The sequence below is a fragment of the Gaetbulibacter sp. M240 genome (genome assembly GCF_043876815.1).
Taxonomy (GTDB): Bacteria; Bacteroidota; Bacteroidia; order Flavobacteriales; family Flavobacteriaceae; genus Gaetbulibacter_A.
In genome coordinates this window covers 428,401-451,984 of the sequence record NZ_JBAWKA010000003.1, presented here as the reverse complement: position 1 = coordinate 451,984, position 23,584 = coordinate 428,401, and the positions used below count along the sequence as shown (strand labels likewise).

The following is a 23,584-nucleotide window of genomic DNA, read 5'->3' as shown; positions in this document are numbered from 1 at the left end:
ATTGATAATGTTATTAATAATATTTTTTTCATATTATCAGCTTTTCAGATTTTGAGTGAGTAATTGTTGCCAACGTTTTGGCTATGAGTAGTTGCGTGTTTTAGTAATTAACTTTACAAGTATACAAAAAGCTGAAAATTCCGCAGGAATTTTAAGGATAAGCGATAACTAGCAATTACTTATAGCCGATGTTGTGCCTAGTTATTTTTTCCTATAATTGCTCTACATTTTTGCTCGATTGCATTTACTGCTACTCCAAGTTCCTTCTCAATATTATCATCAAATTTTATTGAGCCATATAAATCAGCCCTACTTTCTATCATTATTTTACTTTTTAATTCTTGTTCATTACCATATTCTCCAAGTTTAACCCTTGCTATTTGGTCTGATGCAAAAAATATTTTGTGAACGGTTTGAGAAAACTTATCAAAATGTTTTTCATATTCTTTTCCATAGAGTGCAATAAATCTATATTTTAAAGCATGTAACTTTTCAAGGGGTTTTTTATTTCTCTCAAATCTTTCCCTTGCAACGTAAGCCTGATTGTAAATTTCAGTTTGTTGTGGTGTTTCATTATCATTTTTAGAACGGCTTGAACCCTCATTTCCAAATCCAATTGGACTTCTTATTATTCGGATTGCGTGATGAGCTTCGTACATATTTGCAAGAACTTCTTCAGCGAGCTCATATTTTCTCTTCCATTTTGCTTCTCTACGCCAACTGTTAATTCCCCAAACAGCAACTATTGAAGCAATAATTATTCCCACACTTTGAAGTATATCTAAAATTCCTGATTGAATTAATCTTTCCAAGTTTTTTTAATATTTAATTTTACTTTTTGTCCAACTTTCAAGTCCTTTATTTGAAATCCTAAATCCCCACTAAAAGAAATTAGTTCCGAAAAACTTATTTTTCCAATGTTAGATATTTTATATTCTCCACCGATAACTGCTGGCATTTTTAAGCAATATTTTTAATTTTCCTCTAATTCTCCGAGCTCGGATTTTGCAATGTCCACAAGATTCGTCATTGTCCAATCCTCAATAAATTCAGAGTCAGCCGTAATTCGGTCAAATTCCGATTCCGATTCCGCAATCTTTTCACAACTAATTTCTTCGGGGCAGATTCTCCAATAATCGTTCTTGTCCGTTTTGAAAATCACATTGCCAAAGTCGTTTGTCCGAATAATTTCGGTTGCATTAAATCCTTTCCAATTCCACGATTTATTTATTTCGGCAATCATTTTCTTAAATTAGGCACAACGTTTTGGCTATGAGTAGTTGCGTGTTTTAGTATTTAACTTTACAAGTATACAAAAAGCTGAAAATTCCGCAGGAATTTTTAAGATAAGCGATTACTAGCAATTATTTATAGCCGTTGTTGTAAACAGTTTTTATTCTTTTTTAAATTTATAGTCAAGCCAATAATTTGCAGATATTCGGATATCATTTTCTTTATCAAGCATTTTTTTCAAAGTCAGTTTGTCCCAATAAACGCAACCAGAGCAAACAGAAACAATTCCGTTAGATTTATATATTTCCGCAATTTTTTCTTTCAGTTCTTTTGTCAGAGTGAGTTTGTTTAATTCAGTTAGTTTTTCGCAAACAACTACAGCTAGATATTTTTCAGCATTATTCTCCGAATCAAGAAGTTTAATAATGGAATTGTATTTTTCTTTGTCAATTAGTTTGGAAACTTTCTGAACTGGCTTTGATTGACTTCCGTCCTCGTAGCAACCAAATCCAACCATTTCATTAACATCTACATTTGATTGTGCAATTCCGTTAATTGAAATACTAATTATAAAAGTTAAGGTAAATATTATTTGCTTCATTTATTAACTATGTCTAACATTAAAACTAGTTACTTTGTCGTTTTTGTCAAATTTGATTGTCAAATGACCTGTGTCAATTCCGTGTTTAGCCATTCCTAAATAGTAACCAAATTCGGAATCGTTTTTAGTTTCTGGAATTCCCAACAATTCAATTATTTCAGTCTTGGATTTTCCTTTTAGTTCGTGATTATTCCTCAAACTGTTCATCATATCCCAACGCAATGACCATTCAGATTCTGATTCCGTCCAGTTTTTCCACTTTTCAGAGTCAAATTGTTCGTGCGTGATATTTCCTTTCAGCGCAAAACCGATTAGAATTAGCATTCCGAAAATCAGAAATCCGTATTTTAATGCTTTTTTCAATGTTTGTCTTAAATTGTTTACAACGTTTTGGCTATGAGTAGTTGCGTGTTTTAGTATTTAACTTTACAAGTATACAAAAAGCTGAAAATTCCGCAGGAATTTTCGGGATAAGCGATAACTAGCAATTACTTATAGCCGTTGTTGCCATTAGTTTTTTGTCTGAATTGATTCGTGGAGAACTCCTTTTTTTTGTTGTCCGAAATCATTTTCAACATTCATTTCAATCCAGATATTATTTATTTTTTCAGTCAGTTTAGTTTTGTATTTAAATCCACCTTCACTTTGCGGTAAAAAGTAGGGGTTGATTTTTTGTCTGTCAACAATCGAGTCATATTTTATAAAATAACTTTTATCTGGATTATAGCCAACGACTAGTAATTCTATTTCAAAGTCCGCATTTCGCTCATATTTATTATTTTTTGAATAAATCTTTCTGAACGAAATGCTGTCAAAAACGTATTTACTATTCATTTCCGTAATGATTTTTTTCAGACTATCATTTTCATTTCTCAAACTTTCAATTTCCGCAATTGAATTTTCCATTTGATTAATATCCGTACAACTGGAGATTAGTAAAGATAGAAGTACAATTATTACGGATTTGTTCATTACGATTCAAATTAATGGCAACGTTTTGTGTATGGTTAGTTGCGTGGTTCAGCAACTAATTTAGTAAACAAATACTTGCCAGAGGAAATTCCGAAGGAATTTTCCAAATAAGCACTTGCCAAAGCAATTAATTATACACGTTGTTGTACCACGTTATTTTTTATTGTTATACACGTCCTCAATCTCATCCATCAAGTACAGCTTATCCAGTTCAGAGTTTATTTTTGCAAATTCCCTTTTGAAAAACAGGTCAATAAATTTTTTCGGAACTTCTTTATTGTCCGATTCTGTCATATAAAGTTTAACTTTTCGATTCGGATTATTTGGGTTGTTTGTCTCTAAATGAGTTCCAAGTCCAATTATGAATTGATAAATGTCGTCCGTATTTGGCGAAATACTAACCGAAAGATATTTTGAGTCATTTTTGCTTAAAACCTCCAAATCTGGCATATTGAAGTCCATTGAGTTAAATTCCTTTTCGTAATCACTATTCCAGTCCACCTTCTCAAAATCCGAAATGTGCTTTTCAAATGAGGTTTTTCCCAAAAGTTGGTATAAGTCAGCTTCTAATTCCGTTGTGTGGATTCTTGAGACAAATTCGTTTTCCATATTATGTCCGTTTGTGTTTTCCGATTTATTTTCCTTACAAGAAAAAACGAAAGTTGCGAGAATTAAAGTCCAAAATAAGTGTTTTTTCATAATGTGGTACAACGTTTTGGCTATGAGTAGTTGCGTGTTTTAGTATTTAACTTTACAAGTATACAAAAAGCTGAAAATTCCGCAGGAATTTTCAGGATAAGCGATAACTAGCAATTACTTATAGCCGTTGTTGTACCCAGTTTTTTGTTCAGTTATTATTCGTTTTCTTTCCGCAATTCGTTTCTCGAATTTTGGATTAAGTTCAATTCCACTAATAAATTCAGATTCAAAACTCCCAATTGTTATGAACTCAAAGTCTATAAAAAAGAAATGCTTTAATCCGTTTTGTTTCAAAATCAGAATACGATTCTTTTCCTGCAATCTTTGAATTTCGAGAGTGTCTGAAATAGGTTTTTCGAATTGATAAATTCTTAATTGCTTATTATTCAGTTCGAGTATTTTTTTCAATCCGTTCAAGTCAGTTTGGACATCCATTTCCATTTGACGAACAGATAGGTTTTTGAATTCAGTTCCGTTTTGAGTTTTTAAATCCGTTTTCCACCATTCAATTACCTCATTCGGCACAAATTTGTGGATGAAGATTGAATTCAAGTCCTTGTCAAAAAGTTCCCAAATTTCTTCGTTAGAATTTATTTCAAATGTTAGTTCGTTCATTTCTCAAATTGGGTACAACGGTCTCGGCTATGAACAGTTGCGTGGGTTAATACCGACTTTTGCAAGTACACGATAAGCTGAAAATTCCGCAGGAATTTTCAGGATAAGCCTGTAATAGCAATTGTTTATAGCCAATGTTGTGCATAGTTTTTTAGTTACATTTCGATTTTATTTTGTTCCAGAATGAGCTTTTTCAACGTAAAGTTTATTAATCGATTCAGCTATTTTTTCAACCTCTCTTGTCTCGTGATTCCAAAAAAACAGTTCGTCAGTTAAATTCCCATTTCCGCTGTGAGTCAAGATTAATTGATTTCCATATCCGTCTGCTCCAATCGCAATTCCATTGTCAGGAAAACCAATACATTCACGAGCATTTTTTGTTTCAAGTGCAATATGATTACAAGTTCGACTTATTCTTTTTCGGTCAGATTTATCAAAGAAAGGATATAGTTCAAATTCAAACTCGTCCGAAATCAATAATTCTCCGCCATTTGATTTTATCATTCGGTTTTTAAATTCAGATGGGAATTTTACGTTCAGTTCCGATTCAGTTTCTTGTATGTATTTTTCGTCTAATGGAAATGGCATTTCGCGGTTTGGTTAAATTATGCACAACGGTCTCGTATAACCGTCAGTTACGGGTTAATATGCGTTAATTTTCGGTTTAAACTGACGTTAGCAATTCCGAGTGGATTCGGACGTAGTCGAATCCGCCGTAATTGCGGTTATACATTGTTGGCAACAGTATTTTCATTCAATTATTTTGGCCAATTCGGTTCGAACTTTCGAATGACACAAGGTGTTTCGGTTTCAAAAATTCCTTTTTTATAAGCTTGATAGTGCAATTCGGTTAATTTTTCAAATTCTTTTTTCCGAAGTCTGTCAACTTTTCTAGGAGACATAAAATCGTAAGTAGAAGCCAAAAATATAATTATCTCTAGGTTTTCACATTCCGATGGAACTGTAACAACTGCCCATTCATAGCCGACTCCAGCAAAAATCAATTTATTCGTTTCTTTGGGTACTTTAATTTGGAAATACCCATTCAAGTCAGTTTGTCCAATTTTGATTGTGTCTTTGTCGAATATTGTGATTCCAATGGCACTTTCTGAAAATTGGTCGATAGTTTTTCCTCTTAAAGTCCGTTGTCCAAATACAGAGAAAAAGCAAAAAAAGAATGATATGAAAAATACTGTTTTAATTCTCAAAGTTTTCGGTTTTTCATATTGTTGCCAACGTTTGGTGTATGGTTAGTTGCGTTCTTCAGCAACTAATTTAGTAAACAAATACTTGCCCGAGAAAATTCCGAAGGAATTTTCCAGATGAGCACTTGCCAAAGCAATTAATTATACACGGTGTTGTAGCCAGTTTTTATTTATATTCAAGTGTTTTATATTTAGTATTTATTCCGTATTTCCTTTTCGCAAAGTCTCTGTCCAATTCAACAAATCTATTTGCATCAATATTTTCAATTTTTCCAAGTATTCGGTCGGCACTTTTTTGACTTTTTATTTTGTAGGCTTTATTCTCGTAAATGATGTAAAATCCTTTAGCTTTTTTGGACGAACTTTTCAGATAGTCAGTTGAATAATATTTTTCGTTATTCAATAAGCTGGTCAAACTGTCATTACTTATCAGATAAAGATTGGAAAAGTCAGGATTATTTTCGGTCAAATTTTTCCCGTAGATATCTTGAGATTCCAAAATCAGCGTGTCTTTGGATTTTCTGTACTTAATTGTAGTTGACGCTCCTAAATGTCCATAAATTTTTGAGTAATTCACAGTCGAGTCCGAAATGAAAACTATGGACTTATTCGGCTCTTTGGCAAACATTCGCTTTTTTCCATCTGTTTCGATAAGTTCTATGTTTCTGCTCAACGAGTACACTTTTACTTTATAAGAATTACACGAGGTTAGAAATCCGATTAAAGTCAAAAGAGGAAATATTATTTTGTAATTCATCTATTTTGGTTTGATACCTCAAACTTAATTTCATTTTTCAGTTAGTCAAAGTCAAATTGAGTGAACTGTTCTTTTGGTCGAGTAATTGAGTTTTCTGAAATTGGCTACAACGGTTGGTGTAAGGATAGTTGCGTAGTTAAGCCCTCAAGATAGCAAAAGGGAAATATGTAAGGAAAGTTCGCAGGACTTTCCAATGAACGGTGACCTAGCAATTATTTTTACACGGTGTTGTAAGTAGTTTTTTAATCAAAATAGTTTTCAGGTTTAAAATTTCCAATATCTAAAATTTTCACGCATACATTTAGGAATTTTTTCAATTCTCCTTCACTATTTTCCATGTTCAAGGCTATTACCTCATAGTATATGTTCATTTTATCATTTTTAACTGTTATTGTAGTAATTTTTCCGTTGTCTATAACAATTGTATTTTTGTTTAATCCAGATTTGGATATAGCCTTGATTTGTTTAAGAAGGTCATCAAAAACTTCATTGCTGATATAAAAGTTTCTATTAACTGTCTCGATTACTTTTCTTTCTTGTTTTTTCGAATAGAAATATTCAAGAATTTTTTTTGAATCTATAGTAACTTTGGTCGAATCTGAATTCCTGTTCAAGTTAATTTCAAGATTTTCCTCTCCTGCTGAGAAATTGTAATTAAGAATAATTTCAGCTGATTCTACTTGACAAAAAATATTTTGAAAAGTTAAGAGTACAATTAATAAATACAATTTTCTCATTTAGATGATGATATTTTAAATTACTTACAACGTTTGGTGTAAGAATAGTTGCGTGGTTGAGCCCTCAAGATAGCAAAAGGAAAAATACGAAAGGAAAGTCCGCAGGACTTTCCGATTAATACTGACCTAGCAATTATTTTTACATGTTGTTGGCAACTGTGTTTTATTTTATTATTTCTATTCCTTTAGTAACATCGGTGAAAAATGATTCTAATTCCAATTTGCTTTTTTCAATCAGTTCAGATTCTGTTATTTCCGCTTTGTTTATATCAAATAGTTTTATTTTTGAGTTTGAATACGATAAATAGTTAATGGTAGAATCCATTTCAAAATCTCCTTGATAAAATGGTTTGTCATAACTATATTCCAATTTTTTGATAAATTTGAAACTCGTTTCTCCGTTTTTTTCTGTCCAATAAGTATAATTCAGTTTTCCAAGTTCTCCATATATCCAAAAATCATAAACAATATAGTCGAATTTTTTATCGTGGAATACTATCAATTCGCCACCTTCAGAAGAGTGACCAAAAAGGTCAAAAGTGTCAGTTCCAAATTCCGCTTTATTTTGCTCAAAATCTTGTAATAAATCAAAGTCTTTAAGTTCAGAAACACCTTTCTCAACTAAATCAGTTTCCGTTTTCTTTTCAGATTTCTGATTTTCTCCACAAGAGTAAAATCCGATTATTAGAAAAATGATTAAAATTCTGTTCATAGGTTTTTTTGACATTGTTGCCAACGTTACGTGTAAGGATAGTTGCGTTTATAAGCCACTAAAATAGTAAAAAGGAAACGAACCAGAGGAAAATCCGCAGGATTTTCCAAGTAGGCCAGAACCAAGCAATTATTTTTACACGGTGTTGTGGTTAGTGTTTTATTCAACGATAAGGTTTTTCCAGTTCTCGATTTGTCCTTTTCTTGTCAAAGTGTCATTTTTAATGTAGTAATCTAGAATTTGCATTTGATGTTCAGTTTTATAGTCTATTTTGCATTTTTTTTAAAATACTATCAGCACTTTTATTTTTATTCACTGTCCTTAAGGCTGTGACGAATTCCAATTTTAAATTAAAATCAGTAGAGTCCACTTTAAGGATGTTTTTGTATTGATTTACACTTTCTTTGTAAAGTTTTAGGGCATTTATACTGTCTTTTTTTAAGTCAAAAACAAAACCTTTAATTAATTTCCAATAAGGTTGGTTTGGTCTAAGTTCGACCATTTTGTTAACGCAGCTAAACATTCCATTTATGTCTTTTTTTTGGCTTAATAAACCATATTTGTTTTCATAAGCCTTGAAGTTATTTTTATCTAATTCGATAGCTAAGTTTAGAAGAGTTAGTGAACTGTCAATACGGGTTTTATTGTCCAAGTTATATTCCGTAAAGACTGCCATAGCTTGTTTAGTAAGTTCGGTCGATTTTTCTTTTTTATTACAGCTTGTAGCTGTGAATAACAGAATTAAAATGAGTAAAATTTTATTCATTTAGTAGGTTTTTTTGGACATTAACCACAACGGTTCGTGTATGGTTTGTTGCGATTTTAGGTAACCAATTTAGCAAATAAAAACGAACCGTAGGAAAATCCGCAGGATTTTCCGATAAGCTAGAACCTAAGCAATGAATTATACACTTTGTTGCCCACAGTATTTTTATTCAGTTAATGATTTTTCAAAATTTTCAATCAGTTTTTTTCCGTTCTGTTCAGTCGAATAATTTATTGAAACACTAAATAAATGATTTTTTATATACGTGTTGTAAATCAGTTGCGTTAATAAAAGTTCATCTGTTTTTTGATTATATAACTCACCTTTAATAATATAAAAGTCATAATCTCCTATTTTTTTATTTTCCAATTCCTGCTCGGATTTAATTCCGTTTATAGTTGCGTAAGAGTCAGAAATCAATTTTGCGACAAACTTTTGGTGTTCAGGCAAAGTCATTTTTTTTGTTCCTTCTAGTGGCTCAAATGAGGCAGAAAAGTAGTTTTTTTCGTCAATTCCAAATCCGACTAAATATGGTCGATTTTTTCGAACTGTCATTCCATCTGGCACTTGGTCATTTACAGTTTCGTAACCAACTTCTTCCAAGTCCTGTTCATCTTTTACAGTTCTTATTTCATATCCATTTGGGATAGTTATTTTCCAATCAAATCTGCTACAAGTGTAAATTCCGTTTTCAATTTTTCCGTTATCTTTTATTTCTTGAGAATTAGAATTGGAAGAAGTCAGAATGATTGTTAATAGTAATAATATCGTTTTTTTCATATTGTGGGCAACGTCTCGTATAAGAAACGTAGGGCAGGTGATAAGCTATACATTTCGGATTGGTACTAAGCCAAATATAAATATTTTGCTTTTATAGTTTTTAGTAAACGCCAAATTTTATATTTGGCGACTTTATAAATAAACACAGACCTTTGAATTAAGCCTAAATTGCCTATGTTTTTTATACCTTGTTGGCTGTAGTGTTTTTTTCTTTTGTCTTTCTTTTAATATATTCATAAACCCAGAATATAACGATTAATAATACTCCAAAAAAAGAAACATAACTCATAGTTAGATTCTTTGAAACTACCTCTACATTATAGTCTAAAACAGGAATTTCGTCTTGTTCAGATATTCTGATTCCCAAAATAGAAATCGAATGTTTTATTCCTAAAAAAGGGTTTTTATCTATTTTATTATTGTAATGTTGTCTATCAACATCGATGATTATTTTATCATTTATATTTAAATTGGCTAGCAGTTCTTTTCCTTTATCAAAGTCAATTAATAAGTAATCAATTTCAAATACTTTATCAGGAAATTCAGAAAATTCAAATTCTATATCATCTGTACTTTCGTAATCATCTAGCTTTGGTTTGAATGAAGATACTGTTACCTCTTTCGATATAATATCTCCTTTATAAAGTCTTTTTTTAGATTCACCTCGGTAATAGATTCCAGCACCTAATAGAATTGTCAAAATTATTAGATAAGAAAGTGAATTATTTTTTTTCATTCAAAAGTTTAATGGTATAGGTTTTCGGCATTACAGCCAACGGCTCAGTGTATGAAACGTAGCGTGTAAAAAGGTACTACATTTTGGGTTTAGCACAGAGCCAATTTTTTATATTTTGATTTAACTTCTCAGTTTTATAGCCAAATTAAAAACTTGGCGGTTTAAGTAAATAAAACACAAACTTATCGATTAAACACTTAATTAGCTATGTTTTATACACCGTGTTGTCTTTAGTGCTTTCCGCAAATGTTGGTTATTATAATCCAAATCCGAACGGTTTTTTACCTTTAATTCCGTTATTCAATTCAGTTGGAAATTTCCAAATATCTAATTTAATTTCCCAATCAGTTTTATATCCTTCTTTGGCTGGTATGAACTCAAATTTACTTGCTTTAAAATCATCTTTCTTAAATCGTTCGACAATCTTTTGAAGCAAATGCCAAACATCAGCTTGATAGCTTTCGATTGTTTCCGCTGTATAATCGTAATAATAATCAGGTTCCGCTCTCCAAAAAATCAAACACGCAGTTCCCTTATCGCATTTTGGGCTATTAATTATCCAATCCAAAACAATTGTTCCGTCATCCCAATTATAGTTGTCCGCAAGATAATATTGTTCCGCTGAATTTAGAGTTTGGAATTTTTTGAAATCGGGAACAGTTTCTTCATCATTTTCAATATCATCGTCAAATGAGAATTCGATAAAGTTCTTTTTTATCATCAGAATTTTATTCGGGCGTATTATCATTTTCTATCCATGATATTTTTATTTTTCTCGTCCACTCTGTTCACTATTCAGCAATAATTTCATTGCTCGAAGAATGTTTTTTCAGCATTAAAGACAACGTTTCGTGTATGGTTTGTTGCGGTTTTAGGTAATCAATTTAGCAAATAAAAACGAACCGTAGGAAAATCCGCAGGATTTTCCGATAAGTGAGAAACTAAGCAATGAATTATACACGGTGTTACCAAACGTTTTTATTTTTCCAACCTTTGTAAGAAATAACAATCGCAAAAAGCACGAGTAAAATTCCATAAAGGAAGTCTTTTGAGTTTTCATATTCATTCGGAAAAACAAGCTCGTCCTTTTTTTCATTTGTCAACATTTTGATTTCTTTTTTGCCAACAACTAATTCACAAAATATTCTATTCACATTTTTTACGAATATTTGTCCGTTAAATTTGAGCTTACAATAATCTCTCCTACGTCCTAAATTATCACAGTCTGTAGGCGATTCAATTACCTTAACAGTAACAATTTTATTTTCCTTGGTTATCTGTTTCTTTTTAAATCCATTATTAATAATAATAAGAGATATTAATAACATAAAAAGTCCGCCGATTAGCAATCCGTATTTAATTATAAATGATAGTAATTTCGATTTCAAGGCGGGTTTTTAATGTTTGGTAACGTTCACGGCTATGAGTAGTTGCGTGTTTTAGTATTTAACTTTACAAGTAGACAAAAAGCTGAAAATTCCGCAGGAATTTTCAGGATAAGCGATAACTAGCAATTATTTATAGCCGTTGTTGTACTGCGTTTTTATTTTATTACTCAATAAGGTTTTTAATTTCTGCATTGTTTTTAGAAATCCATTTCCCTTTTATTTTTTCATTCCATTTGCTCAAATTCGGAAATGAGTCTTTCAAATTTTCATCAAACTCATAACAATCCAAAAAGAAAATACTGTCTTTTCTTGTAATAAGGCATTTGTTAGAATATGGTTTTTTCTTTATTGAATCCCAAAGTTGGACTAATTCATAAAACCTTTTGTCAAAAGCTCCCGAGTTTTTTCCAGTTTTATTTCTAACAGTTAGGATAGTATTTCCGCCTTTGTAATAGTCAATATCAATTATTTTTCCATTTAATTCTAGTGGAATATTTTCGTTTTTAAAAACGTCATACATTGTTTTATTTCCACAGCCTATTAATATGATTGTCATTAAAATCATAAGAATTTTTCCAAAAAAGAAATTTTTCATAGGACGTTTTTTCAAATGCAGTACAACTAGTTAATAAACGTATTTTATTGCGTTTATTTCCTATTTCCAAATGTAGTCATTTTTCCTACCATTTCGAAGGGGCTTGTAATATTTGTAAGATTTGTTGTGCTTACATGTGTGTAAATCTCAGTGGTTTTTGAGCTATTGTGACCTAATAATTTTTGTATGTATCTCAAATTAGTGCCAGCATCCAACAAATGAGTAGCAAATGAATGTCTTAAGGTATGAACAGTAGCTGGTGCGTTTATACCTGCCTTCTTCTTTGAACGGTTAAAAACCTGCCTAATACTTGAAACACTATATGGTTTACCATTGACGCCCTCAAATAACCACTGCTTTGGTTTATATAGTTTATAATAAGCTCGCAGCTGTTCAAGTAAACCTGGAGAAAGAAGGGTAATTCTATCTTTATTCCCTTTGGCATTTCTAACCCAAATCCGCATATTGGAAGAATCAATGTCCTCAATTTTTAAATTAACACTTTCTGATATTCTTAACCCACAACCATATATAACTGAAAGGATAGTTTTATGTTTAATATTTTTTGTGCAATCAAGTATTTTGGATACTTCTTCAATGGATAGGACTTTTGGAAGCGCTTTAGCTTTTCGTGGTCTACAAAAATCATATGTTACCTTAGGTAAATTCAAAACTTTTTCAATATAAAACTTTATAGCATTAATACTTTGATTTTGATAGGATGCCGATACGCCCTGTTTTGTAACCAGTTCCTTATGATAATGCATTATATGGGCTTTACTAACTTGGTGTAACGGTAATGGGTTTATGTATTCTAAGAAGCGTTTAAACATGTGTAAATAGGTTTTTGTAGTATTAGCGCTGTACTTCTTAAGAATCAATTTTTGATTCATTAAATCCAATGCCAATTGGTAATCTGGCCTTTTAACGATGTTATTAGGTAATGATAATTTGTTATAAGTAGGTTTCATAGGATAAAATTCGTCTTTTAAAATTTCTTAAGCGTATTTTTAAACATTTACATACGTATATAAACGTTTAATAATAAGGGCTATGCAAATGAAATTCTGTTTATCGTGTAATAAGGAACTTATTGGTAGGTCCGATAAAAAGTTTTGTGATGCTCAGTGCAGGAGTATTTATCACAACAAAAACAGACCTCAGCATGAAATTACGATTCAGAAAATAAATAGTGCTTTGAGAGGAAACAGAAGTTTATTAGCACATTTTTGTCCCAGTGGAAAAAGTACTGTTAGAAAAGATGTACTTGCTCAATCTGGATATCAATTTGAATTGTTTACGCACATCTATCCATTTAAGAAAGGAGTTTATTATTTTTGCTATGACTACGCTTTTCTACCAATTAAAGATGATAAAGGAATCGAAAAGATGCTAATTGTTAAGCAACAAGATTACATGAAAACCTTAAGGTTTGAACCCTGGAGTTTTAATAATTAATTAACCAATAATACTTTAAGTCTTAAAGCCAAAGGATGTGTTTTATAGGCAGGACATTTTCATCCATCGTTGAATCAGCCTACCCATCCAAGCCCCAATTTTTGACCCAAATTGACCTTCGAAGTACCCTAATGTATATGCGTATTGCAATTTTAGTTTATTTTCAATTTTTACATTGAGGCCATAAATTAAGATTTGAGGGAGGAGAAATCGCTAATCTCCAGTTCCTAAATAGCGATAAAATAATTCAGTATTAAAGAATATTTAATGGATAAACTAATAGTTTAGATAGGTAATATTAGGGTCTCTACTATCCCTTGACGCTTTACTGTACCTATCGCTTAGGTTACATCTAAATATGTCTTTTATTATCCCATCTCGTTCCTGAATATTATAAGCAAAAGCTGGTTGTCCATTCCCTGGAACGGAGTAAAATTCATGAACCTGTTCTCCTATAAAACACATTTCACATTTTCCAACTACCATTTTAACTTTCTCTATTCCATTTCCCTTTAGATGGTCAAACTGCTCTTTCATAGATTGAAGGAACTTATATTTATCTAAATCTTCAAAGAATTCGTCCTCATCAATGAGGGGCTCAAAAACAGAGGCATCTAAATTCTCACATGCTTTTATGAATTTTTCTTTAATGAATTGAGAATTGGTCTTTGACTTGATTTTAAGCTTTATGAGTTCATCAACATCGGAATTTTCTATTGCTAATCGAGTCCTGTAATCTGTAAACATTTCAGCAATAAAATGAAGCTCTTTTTGAGTCGCTATATTTGAATGGTTCAACAATTCTTCATCCAGTGCTTCTGACTCATCATCAACTCCAGAACCGTTTCTGTATTTTTGCAGAATCAATTTTATGTGCTTAAGTGTTTTTAGCTTTTGGTCTATATTATCCCAGGCCATTTCACTTTTAAGGTAATCTTCGCTGTCCAAAGTTCCTTCATTCATGTGAAGCCTAAACTTATCATGATGTATATGTAGAACTTTGGTGGCTTCTTTTTGAGTTATGTCGATTTCCTTTCCTAGTTCTGAATAAACTTTTTGAAGTTGATTATTGTGTTTTAAATATTGATTCAATTTTTAATGGTTTTGTTTGAGTATTTTATGCAATTTGTCCAATACCTTCTTAAAAACAAAACTGGTTTTTGGACTATTGAAAACTGGTTTATATAAAATTGGGCTAATATTATAATAAATAAAAATAAAAAGTCTCCCTATAAGTGATTTAGAGAGCCTTGAATCTCTGTAGTTTCTAAAGAATATAACCTCCTTACTATAATAGTCTTTATAGCATGCTGTTGCAATAAAACAACTGCTATTTGAACCAGTTTCTCCTTTTATAGCTTCTTCCTCCAGTTTATTTTTGAAATATGTATTTATAAAAAGGTATGTCTCTTGAAAATATTCGCTTCTTACATATAGGCTTATATTATTAATCTTATTTTGATTGTCATAAAAGGAAAGTACAAACTTATTTCCCTTTATGCTTTCAGTTTTCAGCTTAATTAATTTACTCGTTAATCCACCAGTTACACTACCTAAAACACCCCCTCCTTTCTTCCACATATAATTCATTCGTTCTTTAACTTCCTCGTCTTTTATAACCTCAAGGTTATCAGCATCGAATACTTCAAATCCTATAATATCTTCCCTTGAAATATATAACCCTCCTATATCATTACAATATTCCCCTTTGTATTTCATAAACAGAATATTGAAGCTGTTTTCCTGAGTAATTAAATTTGTAATGTAACCTTGTTTGTAATATGGTTCAGAACCAAATATATCACCAATCTCTTTGATGCCCTCTTCGTAATAAGCTACTGGACGATATGTGCCATAAACATCAATATGTCCCAATTCTGACAATATATCTCCAAAATCAGGGCATTTAGTCCTTGTTCTTAAAACTAAATCATTTAATAGCTTCATGTCAAATTAATACTTTTGTTATACGTTAGTTTATGATTCAATCCATTCTTTTTGGAATTCAGAGACCGCTTCCAATACTTTCATCGAAACCTCACCACTTTGTAGTGAGTATTTAATTTGAAAAAGTGTTCTCATCTCTGAATAGGATTTTTTCATATGCGCTATATAATTCATAATATGCATAGCAGCCAACGGACTATTAATTTCAATCAATCCATCTCTAATCATCTTTTTAAGACCAGAATTCAAATCATTCTTTATATATGTTTTGAGTGGGTCTTTTTTGTTTTTAAAAAACATATTAAAAAGTTTAGTTAGTTAATGCATTCAATTATAACATAAATAGGTAGAAGTGATTTACGGTTTCCCGTATCTGATTAACTATCAATATGAAATACAGAGATAAGAATTATTATTAAATACCACAAACGTGGAGTTAATACTTTTGCAGATAGAAGGACTTTTGAAGATGAGAGAATGCTCCAAATATTATATCACTAATAAAGATTGCAAAACCTTTTGATGTTAGTATCTTCGATATAGTTGAATTAAAAAAAATATAAAACAATATTTTTTGAGTCGACTATTATCTGAACTATATAAGCAGGATTAAGCAAGTACCCCCGTATAAGATGGTGGGGGAGTTCAAAAATTTCGTTATACGCCCACCTCAAAAAATTAAACTCGTTAAACCACAGACATTCCTGAGGAGTAAAATGAAGTTTTAGAATTATCTGTAGAAACTTTAATATAAGCTTTTCTATTTTCTGAAAGATATTTTATTAATAATAGAATCTTCAAAACTAAAGGGATTAACGAATCATGTAACTTTATGAAAAGTCACAAAAACCTATGCAAATAAAATTGAACTAGAAATGCTTCTTGTAAACTATTCGGGAATATTTCGGGAAGAAAAAAAGTCAACCATTTGAATTTCAAATGATTGACTCCATGATTAGTAGCGGGAACTGGACTCGAACCAGTGACCTTCGGGTTATGAGCCCGACGAGCTACCTACTGCTCTATCCCGCGATATTGGACAGCAAATATACAATCCTTTTTAGTTTCTACAATAGGAATTATTAAAAAATTATTGTTCTATATTTTCCGCTTCAAAAGCAGTTAATTCTCCGTCCTCGAAACGGGCCTGAATTTGAATAGGATTGCAGCAAACTTCGCAATCCTCTATATAGGATTGTTGGCTAACAGAAGTATCTAATAACATAGAGATCTGCTCCCAACAATACGGACAAGTAAAAAAGTGCTCTAACATATCCCTAAAAATAAAAAAGACAGCTCAAAAAGCTGTCTTTAAAACTAAAATTTATAACCTAAAATTTTCAACTACTCTTTTTCAATGTCCATCGTAGCTGTAGATGCCTGAAATTGTAATTCTACAAATCCAGTTTGGTCGCCATTAGCAACACTTGTAGGATCCTGATTTAATAGATTGTCTCCTACCATTAATGTGCTTAATCTCGGCAAGTTAGTTAAAGCCAAAGGCACATTTCCGGTTAATCTGTTGGTTGATAAAATCAACTCTTGCAAATTTGATAAATCCGAAATTTCATATGGGATTTGACCGGTAAAGTTATTATCCATTAAACTCAATTTCTCAAGCTTAGAAAGTCTGTTAATATCTTTGGGAATACTTCCATTTAAATAATTACTACCGAGTAATAATTCTCTTAAGTTCGTTAAGCCTAATAAGGCCTGAGGAAATTCTCCTGTAAACTTATTACTATATAATTTTAAAATTTCCAACTGTTTCAATTCACCTAATTCTGAAGGAATAGCGCCTTCAAATCGGTTCATGAACAACTCTAAACTTTTAAGGTTTTGAAGATTTTTAATGGAGTTAGGAATTGTTCCTTGTAATTTATTGAAACCTAAATTGATTTTCCTTAAGTAAACTAGATTACCAAGCTCAGCCGGTAATGTTCCTTGTAAGTTATTAAACTGAAGATTTATTTCCACAACACGGTCATTCTCCAAGGTAACGCCATGCCAGGACTTTACAGGACGGTTTAAGTTCCATGTTGAATTCCATTCCGTACCATTTGTAGCATTGTATAGGGCTACTAATGCATCTTTTTCATTAGGAGAAACCTCTGCAAACGTGAAGCTGGAAACCAGTAGGCTAAGAAATAGTAATTTAAGGGCTTTCATCTTTGTCAATAGTTATAGTTATCTGATATCAAATCTATTACAAACTCAGATTAAATGCTATTTTTATCGATGAAAGACATAAAATTTTAACATTTGCTACTCGGTGAACTGTTCAATTTCCATATGAACAGCTTCCCACTGGTCCATTAATTGTTTAAGTTTGGTTTTTTTATTCTGATACGTATCAAAAAAATCAGGTTTCGAGGTAACTTCCTCATAGTTAATTTCTAAGGATACATCAATGGCTTTAATATCGGATTCCAATTCTTGGATTTTAGACTCTATATTACTTAAGCGATTGTTGAGCGATTTCAATTTTTTTTGAGTTTCGTAAGATTGCTGCTGTTTTGGCTTAGCTTTTTCCTGTTTTTCAACAGTTCTTTTCTCCACCTCTCGCAAATTGGCCACGGATCGCGCTTCCAAATAATAATCAATATCACCTAAATATTCCTTGATCTTATGATCTTTGAACTCGTAAACCTTATTTGTTAGTCCTTGAAGAAAATCACGGTCGTGGGATACTAAAATCAAGGTGCCTCCAAAGCGTTTCAAAGCATCCTTTAATACATTCTTAGATTTTATATCCAGGTGGTTGGTAGGCTCATCCATTACCAAAACATTAAAAGGCTGCAGCATTAATTTCGCCAGTGCCAAACGGTTTCGTTCTCCTCCAGACAGTACTTTTACATACTTTTCAACCTCATCCCCTCGAAACAAAAACGATCCTAAAATATCCCGAACTTTCGTTCTATTTGTTTCGTTCGCAGCATCTATCATGGTATCCAGAACAGTTTTGTTACCATCCAAGTATTCTGCCTGATTTTGAGCAAAATATCCTATCTGAACATTATGTCCCAATTTTAAATACCCCTCATATTTAATATCACCTACAATAATCTTTGCCAAGGTAGATTTACCCTGACCATTCTGGCCTACAAAGGCCGTCTTACTGTCACGTTCCAGAAGTAAATCTACGTGTCTAAGAACTTGCTTATCGCCATAATTTTTGGAGACATCAACCGCTTCAATAACCACCTTTCCGGGAGTTACAGAAATAGGAAAATTCAAGGTCATCACACTATTATCATCCTCATCAACCTCAATAATATCCATGCGATCAAGCTTTTTGATAAGTGACTGGGCCATCGTAGCCTTCGAGGCTTTCGCCCGAAATTTCTCTATCAGTTTTTCGGTTTGCTCAATTTGTTTTTGTTGATTTTTTTGAGAAGCCAACTGTTGCTCTCTAAGCTCGTCGCGCAATACCAAATATTCCGTGTAAGGTTTTGGATAATCATAAATCCTTCCCAATGAAATTTCAATGGTACGATTCGTTACCTGATCTAAGAACATTTTATCGTGTGAAACAATAACCACAGCTCCAGAATATTGCTTTAAAAAGCCTTCCAACCAAATGATCGACTCGATATCCAAATGGTTCGTAGGCTCATCCAATAATAGGATATCATTGTTTTGGAGCAGCAGTTTAGCAAGTTCAATACGCATTCGCCAGCCCCCGGAAAATGTATCCGTAAGTTTATCAAAATCAGCACGGGTAAACCCTAATCCTTGTAATATTTTTTCAGTATCACCCTGATAATTGTAGCCCCCTAGAATTTCGTATTGATGTTGCAGTTCATTAATATCGACCATCAATTGATGGTAGCCTTCACTTTCATAGTCAGTACGTTCTGCCATTTCGGTATTTACCGAATCCATTTTAGCTTCAATAGCTTTTATTTCCGTAAAGGCTTCGTAGGATTCTTCAAGGACGGTGCGACCATAATCAAAATCAATATCCTGTTTTAAAAACCCAATTTTAAGTTCTTTATCCGTAGCTATCTGTCCGGAATCAGGCTCCAATTCACGGGAAAGAATCTTTAGCAGCGTTGATTTTCCGGCACCATTTTTCCCAATAAGACCAACACGATCGCCCTGACCTAATTTAAAAGTGATATCTTCAAAAAGGTATTCGCCTTGAAAGGAAATCGATAAATTATGAATATTCATCATAGAAATGTAACTTTAATTGCTTTTGCTGCGGGAGTAAATGATTACTTTTACGCCAGATTTGCGATTGCAAAAATACACAATTATTATGTTTACGAAAGGTACAAAGCTATATAGTATTTTAACCGCAACTTGCCCAAGATGTCAGGAAGAATCTATGTTTAAAAATAAGAATCCCTACATTCTTTCGCAAGCCCTAAGTATGCACGACACCTGCAGACATTGTGGTTTAAAATACAAAATGGAACCCTCCTTTTTTTACGGCGCCATGTACGTAAGTTATGCTGTTGGGATTGCCTTTGCCGTTGCTGCCTTTGTTATTTCGTATTTTGTTTTCAATGCAGGGATCGATATGATTTTCATTTCCATAATCGGCACCTTAATCGTTTTTATGCCAATAATTCTTAGACTTTCCCGCACTATTTGGATCAACTTTTTTGTGAGTTATAACCCTGAAGCCTCTAAAAAATAAGATTTAATAATCAAAACGATTACAATCGATCTCCTTATCCAGCGGGACATTATTTTCTATATATTGAAAAAGCTTATCTGCCGCGTAGGGTCCAATCATAACACCACGAGATCCCAATCCGTTTAGAATAAAATGATTTTTTAAACGATAATGTTCGCCAACTAAAGGCCGGCGATCTTTTACTGTAGGCCGTATTCCAGCAGACTGATCTACCACCTTATACGGACAGGTAATGAGTGTATCTAGTTTTTTCAATAAACTTTGTTTCGCAGCTTCGGTTACCTCATGGGTTTTATCTTCCCTATTATAGGTAGCACCTACAATGTAATGATCGTTTTCAATTGGAATAAGAAACACGCCAGACTTTAATATCCCGTTTAATTTAAGTTCTGGTGAATGAATGGTTAAATGTTCCCCTTTTGTTCCAGAAATTGGTAGTTTTTCAAAGAATTTATTCTTTTTAAAACCAAAACCTTCCGCAAAAACGATATGTTTTGCCACGATGTCCTGATATTTTAAAGTAGCGTCTTCAGTTATTAATTGATCATAATCGAAGGCTTTTTCAACGATCATTCCCTGATCTAAAAGGTGTTTTTTATACGCATTAACCAGGGTTTTTACATCAATCCGCCCGGAATGAAGTACTTTACCATAACCATAGGGCGCCAAAATATGTTGGTTCGTGTTTTTTTCTATGCTGGTTGAAAGATAAGCAGAAAGCCCAGGGTTATCCGAAGCTGTGAACCAATTGTTTTGTTCTTCAAGAGATGCAAATTTACGGTACACAGGAATTTTATAATCCAATTTCACCCCGAGGGCAACTTCCAACCTGGCATATTGCCTCATAGCCAGAGGTAATTGTTCATCACATTTCCAAACCGGTGTAAAGCGTTTTAATACCACGGGGTTGTAAACCCCTCCCGCAACTAATGACGATTGCTGCGAGGAATTATCGAATACCACAAATCGTTTGTTATGGGTAACAAGTTGCTCGCAAAAACTAATCCCGGCCAAACCGGATCCCACAATAATGTAATCCACATTCATAGAGCACGAAGATAATTAGAAATTAAATAAAAAAACGCCCATGTTTCCATGGGCGTTTTAGATATTTTAGGTCAGATAAAGAATTAGTATGTCCACATATCTAATTCAAAATCTCTGATTCTATCTTTTATGCGTTCTGATTCAAGTAATTGCATCAGCGCATTGTCTGCGACGTACTCGTTAATAGCACGATCGCCTTGCGTGTTTTCTTCCTTATAAATATACGATTGAAAACGTCTTGAATTCAAAAGATGGTCAAAGGAGAACGGCATTGAACTGTTTTGATTGTTAAAGGCCTTAGCTTCGTGTAACACCTCTCTGGCATCTGGAAAAAATATCCAAAATAAAGGCACTAAGTCAGGTTGATCGGAATCAATAAAATTCACGTCTGGTGCTACAGGAGCGATGGCTAACAAGCGATATTTCAATTCTGCTTGGCGCTTATCGAAATACCAAAGTCCTTTGATACGATATTCTTTAATGTCTGCAGCGGTGAGTTCTCGTCTGTCGATATATTCAGCAGATAATTCTTCACCGGCATTCAATTGCTCAATACCTAGTTCTGTGGTATCTGTTTTTACAAGTGCAAATTCAATATCCTTCAAAGTACGCTTTCCGTTGAAGTAAGAATCATCATAAATATTTTTGATTCTTCCGTTCTTGATATTCTTCATAAGCACATCATATAACGAACGTCTGTTACTTCCAATATTATTCGTGTCAATTGGATAATACAGCGGGAAATTAGCGCGCTCATCTAAAACAATTTTTTCCCAAACCATTTTAGAATATAAGATATCTCTGTCGTCTACATAACCATATTCCAATGGTTTATCATTATCAACAGCAATTTGAGCCGCCGTTCTTACCCCAATTTCCTGAGGACTCTTGGCGTTAAGGATATTGGCCTGGCCAAACATCGCAGACACTGTAAATACAGTTGAAAGTGTTAATAAGAAATGTCTAAGTTTCATGTGCTTAAATTTATTATTTATATCATTTACCGAAAAATTTCGGTATAACATCCATAGTTTCCTGTCCAAAAACCATGGATGTTTTTATGTTTCTATACTAATAGAATTCTTAGTTTGTAAGCTCGATGATGATTGGCGATACCTTTTTAAGGATCACACTAACACCAGTGGCTTTCGCTTCAATATCAAAGATGGTAACATCCGATCCACGTTTTGCTTTAAGCAATGCCGCTTTTGCTCTGCTATCCAGTTTACTACCGTCTACACTGATAGTAGGCTGACCTGGCACTTTAAATTTGAATCCTGTTACACGTAATGGTAATTCGAAATCGAAATCATCAAACTTAGCACCTATAGTAGATATCTCTAAACTGTTACGTTGCATTTTGACAGCACCATCTTCACCTCTTACCGTACCGGTTGGTTTTGGTAAATCTTTAATTCGGAAGGTTTTGCTATCGCCTACACGTTTTCCGTCTGGCAAACTACCAGAGACGTTTATAGTTACTTCACGACCTTTGATATTCGTTGCATCCATAACGTATCTACTTCCTCCAGCTCTGCTTAAACCTTGTGCGTTTGCATTTACTTTATTATCAGGGATACCGGCGAATGAAATAGTCATTGGGTTTTTAACACCACGGTATACCACATTCATTTTATCAGCAGAAATAGTTGCTGCATTTGGTTTAGCTACAGTAGCAAACGATTGCTTTACAGGAACTTCAACTTCCTCACCTTCTTCACCGAAAATCAATTTTCCTTCAATAGTGTGTTCTCCAACACTTCCGGTACCAACTTTCAGTTGCACCTTACCATCTTTAATTTCGTATTGATCTTCTTTAAGTTCTCTACCATCTAAGGTTAACTCTACACGTTTAGGAACGGTGGTGTTATCAGTACGACCTAATACAATTTGTCCATCAAACTGCTCACCGTTAAAGTAAGCCGATTTAGATGTTTCCATCAAAGTTGTATAGTTGGTCATAGAAACCTGCTGTGAAAGCGTTCCTTGTAACATAGATGATAATACCTCTGATTCAGTGGTTTTAACATCTGCTTGTAATTGGGTCATTTTAGTTAATGAGGCCACCAAAGGAAATCCTTTGTAGTGGTAATCTAACCAGTCGATCTTGATACCATCTCTGTTTGTTTCAGGTTCTGTACCGAATTTTTCATTAACATCCTTAATGATGCTCTGCATACCAGGCTCATCTTTTAAGATCTCAGCGACACCTTCTCTAAAGGTTTTCATTTGCTTTAAAAACTCTTCACCTTCCGGCTTAAGTTTGTCGCCCTTGAAGAAGTTCTCATCCAGATAATCACCTTTATCCATGATCTCATAATCTGTAGGATCATCGATCTTAGCCGTCATATCACTTTTTAATTTCTGTAAATAAGTGTTAAAATTCGTAGCTAATTCGTGTATCTGATCTGCCTTCGCTTTTAAAGGCACATACTTCTCGGGTTGGTCGTTAGCTTTGGTTTCTAAACTCGCCATAAAGTTCTCATTTCGAACTGTAGCGGACTGGTTAGATTCCGTAAGCTTTTCATTCATTAATCCGAAGGCTGAAAGCACTTCTTTCGACATATTTAATGCTAACATCGCAATGAAGATTAAATACATCAGATTAATCATCTTTTGTCTTGGTGATAAATTATTTGCTGCCATTTTCTAATTAGGTTTTTGGTTAATTAATTTGGGATTATTACC

At 33.0% G+C, this 23,584-nt stretch carries 31 protein-coding genes and 1 tRNA gene; 2 read left to right on the top strand and 30 right to left on the bottom strand.

Translation table 11 applies throughout. From position 1 onward, the window contains the following. Positions 1-197 precede the first annotated feature (197 nt). The 20 genes from V8G61_RS11220 to V8G61_RS11125 all read right to left on the bottom strand — a co-directional run bounded on the left by V8G61_RS11220 (position 198) and on the right by V8G61_RS11125 (position 12,767). Positions 198-812 carry a hypothetical protein gene (locus V8G61_RS11220; RefSeq protein ID WP_394875770.1) on the bottom strand — a complete coding sequence of 205 codons (615 nt, stop codon included), beginning with the start codon at positions 810-812 and terminating at the stop codon, positions 198-200. Continuing rightward, a complete protein-coding gene (locus V8G61_RS11215; protein ID WP_394875769.1) occupies positions 800-958 on the bottom strand; it encodes a hypothetical protein in 159 nt (52 codons plus the stop codon). The genes V8G61_RS11220 and V8G61_RS11215 overlap by 13 nt, the downstream gene beginning before the upstream one ends. 15 nt (positions 959-973) lie before the next feature. After that, positions 974-1,243, bottom strand: a complete 270-nt coding sequence (locus tag V8G61_RS11210; RefSeq protein ID WP_394875768.1) for a hypothetical protein — start codon at positions 1,241-1,243, stop codon at positions 974-976. A 150-nt stretch (positions 1,244-1,393) separates the two neighbouring features. Further along, on the bottom strand, positions 1,394-1,834 hold the full coding sequence (locus V8G61_RS11205; RefSeq protein ID WP_394875767.1) for a hypothetical protein: 441 nt from the start codon (positions 1,832-1,834) through the stop codon (positions 1,394-1,396). A 3-nt stretch (positions 1,835-1,837) separates the two neighbouring features. Continuing rightward, a complete protein-coding gene (locus V8G61_RS11200) occupies positions 1,838-2,197 on the bottom strand; it encodes a hypothetical protein (RefSeq protein WP_394875766.1) in 360 nt (119 codons plus the stop codon). Positions 2,198-2,344: 147 nt separating this feature from the next. Then, entirely contained in the window at positions 2,345-2,740 is a 396-nt protein-coding gene (locus tag V8G61_RS11195; protein ID WP_394875765.1) for a hypothetical protein, read from the bottom strand. 219 nt (positions 2,741-2,959) lie between these two features. Next, the gene (locus V8G61_RS11190; protein WP_394875764.1) at positions 2,960-3,505 is read right to left on the bottom strand and encodes a hypothetical protein; all 546 of its coding nucleotides are present in this window, start codon (positions 3,503-3,505) and stop codon (positions 2,960-2,962) included. 114 nt (positions 3,506-3,619) lie between these two features. Continuing rightward, positions 3,620-4,120 (bottom strand): hypothetical protein, encoded by a 501-nt coding sequence (locus tag V8G61_RS11185; RefSeq protein ID WP_394875763.1) that lies wholly within the window; start codon positions 4,118-4,120, stop codon positions 3,620-3,622. A 168-nt stretch (positions 4,121-4,288) separates the two neighbouring features. Beyond that, positions 4,289-4,708, bottom strand: coding sequence for an SMI1/KNR4 family protein (locus V8G61_RS11180; RefSeq protein WP_394875762.1), 420 nt, complete (start codon positions 4,706-4,708; stop codon positions 4,289-4,291). Positions 4,709-4,878: 170 nt separating this feature from the next. After that, entirely contained in the window at positions 4,879-5,328 is a 450-nt protein-coding gene (locus V8G61_RS11175) for a carboxypeptidase-like regulatory domain-containing protein (protein WP_394875761.1), read from the bottom strand. 163 nt (positions 5,329-5,491) lie between these two features. Next, complete coding sequence (locus tag V8G61_RS11170; RefSeq protein ID WP_394875760.1) at positions 5,492-6,082, bottom strand: hypothetical protein; 591 nt, start codon at positions 6,080-6,082, stop codon at positions 5,492-5,494. A gap of 242 nt (positions 6,083-6,324) precedes the next feature. After that, complete coding sequence (locus tag V8G61_RS11165; protein ID WP_394875759.1) at positions 6,325-6,819, bottom strand: hypothetical protein; 495 nt, start codon at positions 6,817-6,819, stop codon at positions 6,325-6,327. A 163-nt stretch (positions 6,820-6,982) separates the two neighbouring features. Beyond that, complete coding sequence (locus V8G61_RS11160; protein ID WP_394875758.1) at positions 6,983-7,531, bottom strand: hypothetical protein; 549 nt, start codon at positions 7,529-7,531, stop codon at positions 6,983-6,985. A 259-nt stretch (positions 7,532-7,790) separates the two neighbouring features. Continuing rightward, positions 7,791-8,297, bottom strand: coding sequence for a tetratricopeptide repeat protein (locus V8G61_RS11155; protein ID WP_394875757.1), 507 nt, complete (start codon positions 8,295-8,297; stop codon positions 7,791-7,793). A gap of 165 nt (positions 8,298-8,462) precedes the next feature. Beyond that, complete coding sequence (locus V8G61_RS11150; protein ID WP_394875756.1) at positions 8,463-9,077, bottom strand: hypothetical protein; 615 nt, start codon at positions 9,075-9,077, stop codon at positions 8,463-8,465. Between the two features lie 181 nt (positions 9,078-9,258). Continuing rightward, positions 9,259-9,813, bottom strand: coding sequence for a hypothetical protein (locus V8G61_RS11145; RefSeq protein WP_394875754.1), 555 nt, complete (start codon positions 9,811-9,813; stop codon positions 9,259-9,261). Positions 9,814-10,069: 256 nt separating this feature from the next. Beyond that, entirely contained in the window at positions 10,070-10,534 is a 465-nt protein-coding gene (locus V8G61_RS11140) for a DUF4274 domain-containing protein (RefSeq protein WP_394875753.1), read from the bottom strand. A 244-nt stretch (positions 10,535-10,778) separates the two neighbouring features. Then, a complete protein-coding gene (locus V8G61_RS11135) occupies positions 10,779-11,201 on the bottom strand; it encodes a hypothetical protein (RefSeq protein ID WP_394875752.1) in 423 nt (140 codons plus the stop codon). Positions 11,202-11,364: 163 nt separating this feature from the next. Then, on the bottom strand, positions 11,365-11,796 hold the full coding sequence (locus tag V8G61_RS11130; protein ID WP_394875751.1) for a hypothetical protein: 432 nt from the start codon (positions 11,794-11,796) through the stop codon (positions 11,365-11,367). A 53-nt stretch (positions 11,797-11,849) separates the two neighbouring features. After that, complete coding sequence (locus tag V8G61_RS11125; protein ID WP_394875750.1) at positions 11,850-12,767, bottom strand: tyrosine-type recombinase/integrase; 918 nt, start codon at positions 12,765-12,767, stop codon at positions 11,850-11,852. A gap of 88 nt (positions 12,768-12,855) precedes the next feature. On the opposite strand from V8G61_RS11125, the gene V8G61_RS11120 reads away from it, so the two are divergent. Next, entirely contained in the window at positions 12,856-13,254 is a 399-nt protein-coding gene (locus V8G61_RS11120; RefSeq protein WP_394875749.1) for a hypothetical protein, read from the top strand. A 276-nt stretch (positions 13,255-13,530) separates the two neighbouring features. Here the strand turns inward: V8G61_RS11120 and V8G61_RS11115 are convergent, their stop codons facing one another. From V8G61_RS11115 to V8G61_RS11085, 7 genes are all read right to left on the bottom strand, one after another. Further along, on the bottom strand, positions 13,531-14,346 hold the full coding sequence (locus tag V8G61_RS11115; RefSeq protein ID WP_394875748.1) for a hypothetical protein: 816 nt from the start codon (positions 14,344-14,346) through the stop codon (positions 13,531-13,533). 3 nt (positions 14,347-14,349) lie between these two features. Next, positions 14,350-15,201 carry a CFI-box-CTERM domain-containing protein gene (locus V8G61_RS11110; protein WP_394875747.1) on the bottom strand — a complete coding sequence of 284 codons (852 nt, stop codon included), beginning with the start codon at positions 15,199-15,201 and terminating at the stop codon, positions 14,350-14,352. 30 nt (positions 15,202-15,231) lie between these two features. Then, complete coding sequence (locus V8G61_RS11105; RefSeq protein WP_394875746.1) at positions 15,232-15,501, bottom strand: hypothetical protein; 270 nt, start codon at positions 15,499-15,501, stop codon at positions 15,232-15,234. Positions 15,502-16,160: 659 nt separating this feature from the next. After that, a tRNA-Met gene (locus tag V8G61_RS11100) sits at positions 16,161-16,233 on the bottom strand. A 58-nt stretch (positions 16,234-16,291) separates the two neighbouring features. Further along, entirely contained in the window at positions 16,292-16,474 is a 183-nt protein-coding gene (locus tag V8G61_RS11095; RefSeq protein ID WP_394875745.1) for a CPXCG motif-containing cysteine-rich protein, read from the bottom strand. 71 nt (positions 16,475-16,545) lie between these two features. Continuing rightward, complete coding sequence (locus tag V8G61_RS11090) at positions 16,546-17,370, bottom strand: Two component regulator three Y domain protein (RefSeq protein ID WP_394875744.1); 825 nt, start codon at positions 17,368-17,370, stop codon at positions 16,546-16,548. Between the two features lie 96 nt (positions 17,371-17,466). After that, positions 17,467-19,380: an ABC-F family ATP-binding cassette domain-containing protein gene (locus tag V8G61_RS11085; RefSeq protein WP_394875743.1), complete on the bottom strand. Its 1,914-nt coding sequence runs from the start codon at positions 19,378-19,380 to the stop codon at positions 17,467-17,469. An 85-nt stretch (positions 19,381-19,465) separates the two neighbouring features. On the opposite strand from V8G61_RS11085, the gene V8G61_RS11080 reads away from it, so the two are divergent. After that, positions 19,466-19,849: a DUF983 domain-containing protein gene (locus tag V8G61_RS11080; RefSeq protein WP_394875742.1), complete on the top strand. Its 384-nt coding sequence runs from the start codon at positions 19,466-19,468 to the stop codon at positions 19,847-19,849. A gap of 3 nt (positions 19,850-19,852) precedes the next feature. Here the strand turns inward: V8G61_RS11080 and V8G61_RS11075 are convergent, their stop codons facing one another. The 3 genes from V8G61_RS11075 to gldM form a co-directional block, all read right to left on the bottom strand. Beyond that, positions 19,853-20,896, bottom strand: coding sequence for an NAD(P)/FAD-dependent oxidoreductase (locus V8G61_RS11075; RefSeq protein ID WP_394875741.1), 1,044 nt, complete (start codon positions 20,894-20,896; stop codon positions 19,853-19,855). Between the two features lie 83 nt (positions 20,897-20,979). Beyond that, complete coding sequence (gene gldN / locus V8G61_RS11070; protein WP_394875740.1) at positions 20,980-21,870, bottom strand: gliding motility protein GldN; 891 nt, start codon at positions 21,868-21,870, stop codon at positions 20,980-20,982. A gap of 109 nt (positions 21,871-21,979) precedes the next feature. Beyond that, positions 21,980-23,542, bottom strand: a complete 1,563-nt coding sequence (gene gldM / locus V8G61_RS11065; protein ID WP_394875739.1) for a gliding motility protein GldM — start codon at positions 23,540-23,542, stop codon at positions 21,980-21,982. Between the last annotated feature and the right edge of the window lie 42 nt (positions 23,543-23,584).

Excerpts from the sequence above, each read along its gene's own strand:
- V8G61_RS11215 (WP_394875769.1), bottom strand. The coding sequence starts at position 958 with ATGCCAGCAGTTATCGGTGGAGAATATAAAATATCTAACATTGGAAAA.
- V8G61_RS11210 (WP_394875768.1), bottom strand. The coding sequence starts at position 1,243 with ATGATTGCCGAAATAAATAAATCGTGGAATTGGAAAGGATTTAATGCA.
- V8G61_RS11205 (WP_394875767.1), bottom strand. The coding sequence starts at position 1,834 with ATGAAGCAAATAATATTTACCTTAACTTTTATAATTAGTATTTCAATT.
- V8G61_RS11195 (WP_394875765.1), bottom strand. The coding sequence starts at position 2,740 with ATGGAAAATTCAATTGCGGAAATTGAAAGTTTGAGAAATGAAAATGAT.
- V8G61_RS11190 (WP_394875764.1), bottom strand. The coding sequence starts at position 3,505 with ATGAAAAAACACTTATTTTGGACTTTAATTCTCGCAACTTTCGTTTTT.
- V8G61_RS11185 (WP_394875763.1), bottom strand. The coding sequence starts at position 4,120 with ATGAACGAACTAACATTTGAAATAAATTCTAACGAAGAAATTTGGGAA.
- V8G61_RS11180 (WP_394875762.1), bottom strand. The coding sequence starts at position 4,708 with ATGCCATTTCCATTAGACGAAAAATACATACAAGAAACTGAATCGGAA.
- V8G61_RS11170 (WP_394875760.1), bottom strand. The coding sequence starts at position 6,082 with ATGAATTACAAAATAATATTTCCTCTTTTGACTTTAATCGGATTTCTA.
- V8G61_RS11165 (WP_394875759.1), bottom strand. The coding sequence starts at position 6,819 with ATGAGAAAATTGTATTTATTAATTGTACTCTTAACTTTTCAAAATATT.
- V8G61_RS11160 (WP_394875758.1), bottom strand. The coding sequence starts at position 7,531 with ATGAACAGAATTTTAATCATTTTTCTAATAATCGGATTTTACTCTTGT.
- V8G61_RS11155 (WP_394875757.1), bottom strand. The coding sequence starts at position 8,297 with ATGAATAAAATTTTACTCATTTTAATTCTGTTATTCACAGCTACAAGC.
- V8G61_RS11150 (WP_394875756.1), bottom strand. The coding sequence starts at position 9,077 with ATGAAAAAAACGATATTATTACTATTAACAATCATTCTGACTTCTTCC.
- V8G61_RS11145 (WP_394875754.1), bottom strand. The coding sequence starts at position 9,813 with ATGAAAAAAAATAATTCACTTTCTTATCTAATAATTTTGACAATTCTA.
- V8G61_RS11140 (WP_394875753.1), bottom strand. The coding sequence starts at position 10,534 with ATGATAAAAAAGAACTTTATCGAATTCTCATTTGACGATGATATTGAA.
- V8G61_RS11130 (WP_394875751.1), bottom strand. The coding sequence starts at position 11,796 with ATGAAAAATTTCTTTTTTGGAAAAATTCTTATGATTTTAATGACAATC.
- V8G61_RS11125 (WP_394875750.1), bottom strand. The coding sequence starts at position 12,767 with ATGAAACCTACTTATAACAAATTATCATTACCTAATAACATCGTTAAA.
- V8G61_RS11120 (WP_394875749.1), top strand. The coding sequence starts at position 12,856 with ATGAAATTCTGTTTATCGTGTAATAAGGAACTTATTGGTAGGTCCGAT.
- V8G61_RS11110 (WP_394875747.1), bottom strand. The coding sequence starts at position 15,201 with ATGAAGCTATTAAATGATTTAGTTTTAAGAACAAGGACTAAATGCCCT.
- V8G61_RS11105 (WP_394875746.1), bottom strand. The coding sequence starts at position 15,501 with ATGTTTTTTAAAAACAAAAAAGACCCACTCAAAACATATATAAAGAAT.
- V8G61_RS11095 (WP_394875745.1), bottom strand. The coding sequence starts at position 16,474 with ATGTTAGAGCACTTTTTTACTTGTCCGTATTGTTGGGAGCAGATCTCT.
- V8G61_RS11090 (WP_394875744.1), bottom strand. The coding sequence starts at position 17,370 with ATGAAAGCCCTTAAATTACTATTTCTTAGCCTACTGGTTTCCAGCTTC.
- V8G61_RS11085 (WP_394875743.1), bottom strand. The coding sequence starts at position 19,380 with ATGATGAATATTCATAATTTATCGATTTCCTTTCAAGGCGAATACCTT.
- V8G61_RS11080 (WP_394875742.1), top strand. The coding sequence starts at position 19,466 with ATGTTTACGAAAGGTACAAAGCTATATAGTATTTTAACCGCAACTTGC.
- V8G61_RS11075 (WP_394875741.1), bottom strand. The coding sequence starts at position 20,896 with ATGAATGTGGATTACATTATTGTGGGATCCGGTTTGGCCGGGATTAGT.
- gldN (WP_394875740.1), bottom strand. The coding sequence starts at position 21,870 with ATGAAACTTAGACATTTCTTATTAACACTTTCAACTGTATTTACAGTG.
- gldM (WP_394875739.1), bottom strand. The coding sequence starts at position 23,542 with ATGGCAGCAAATAATTTATCACCAAGACAAAAGATGATTAATCTGATG.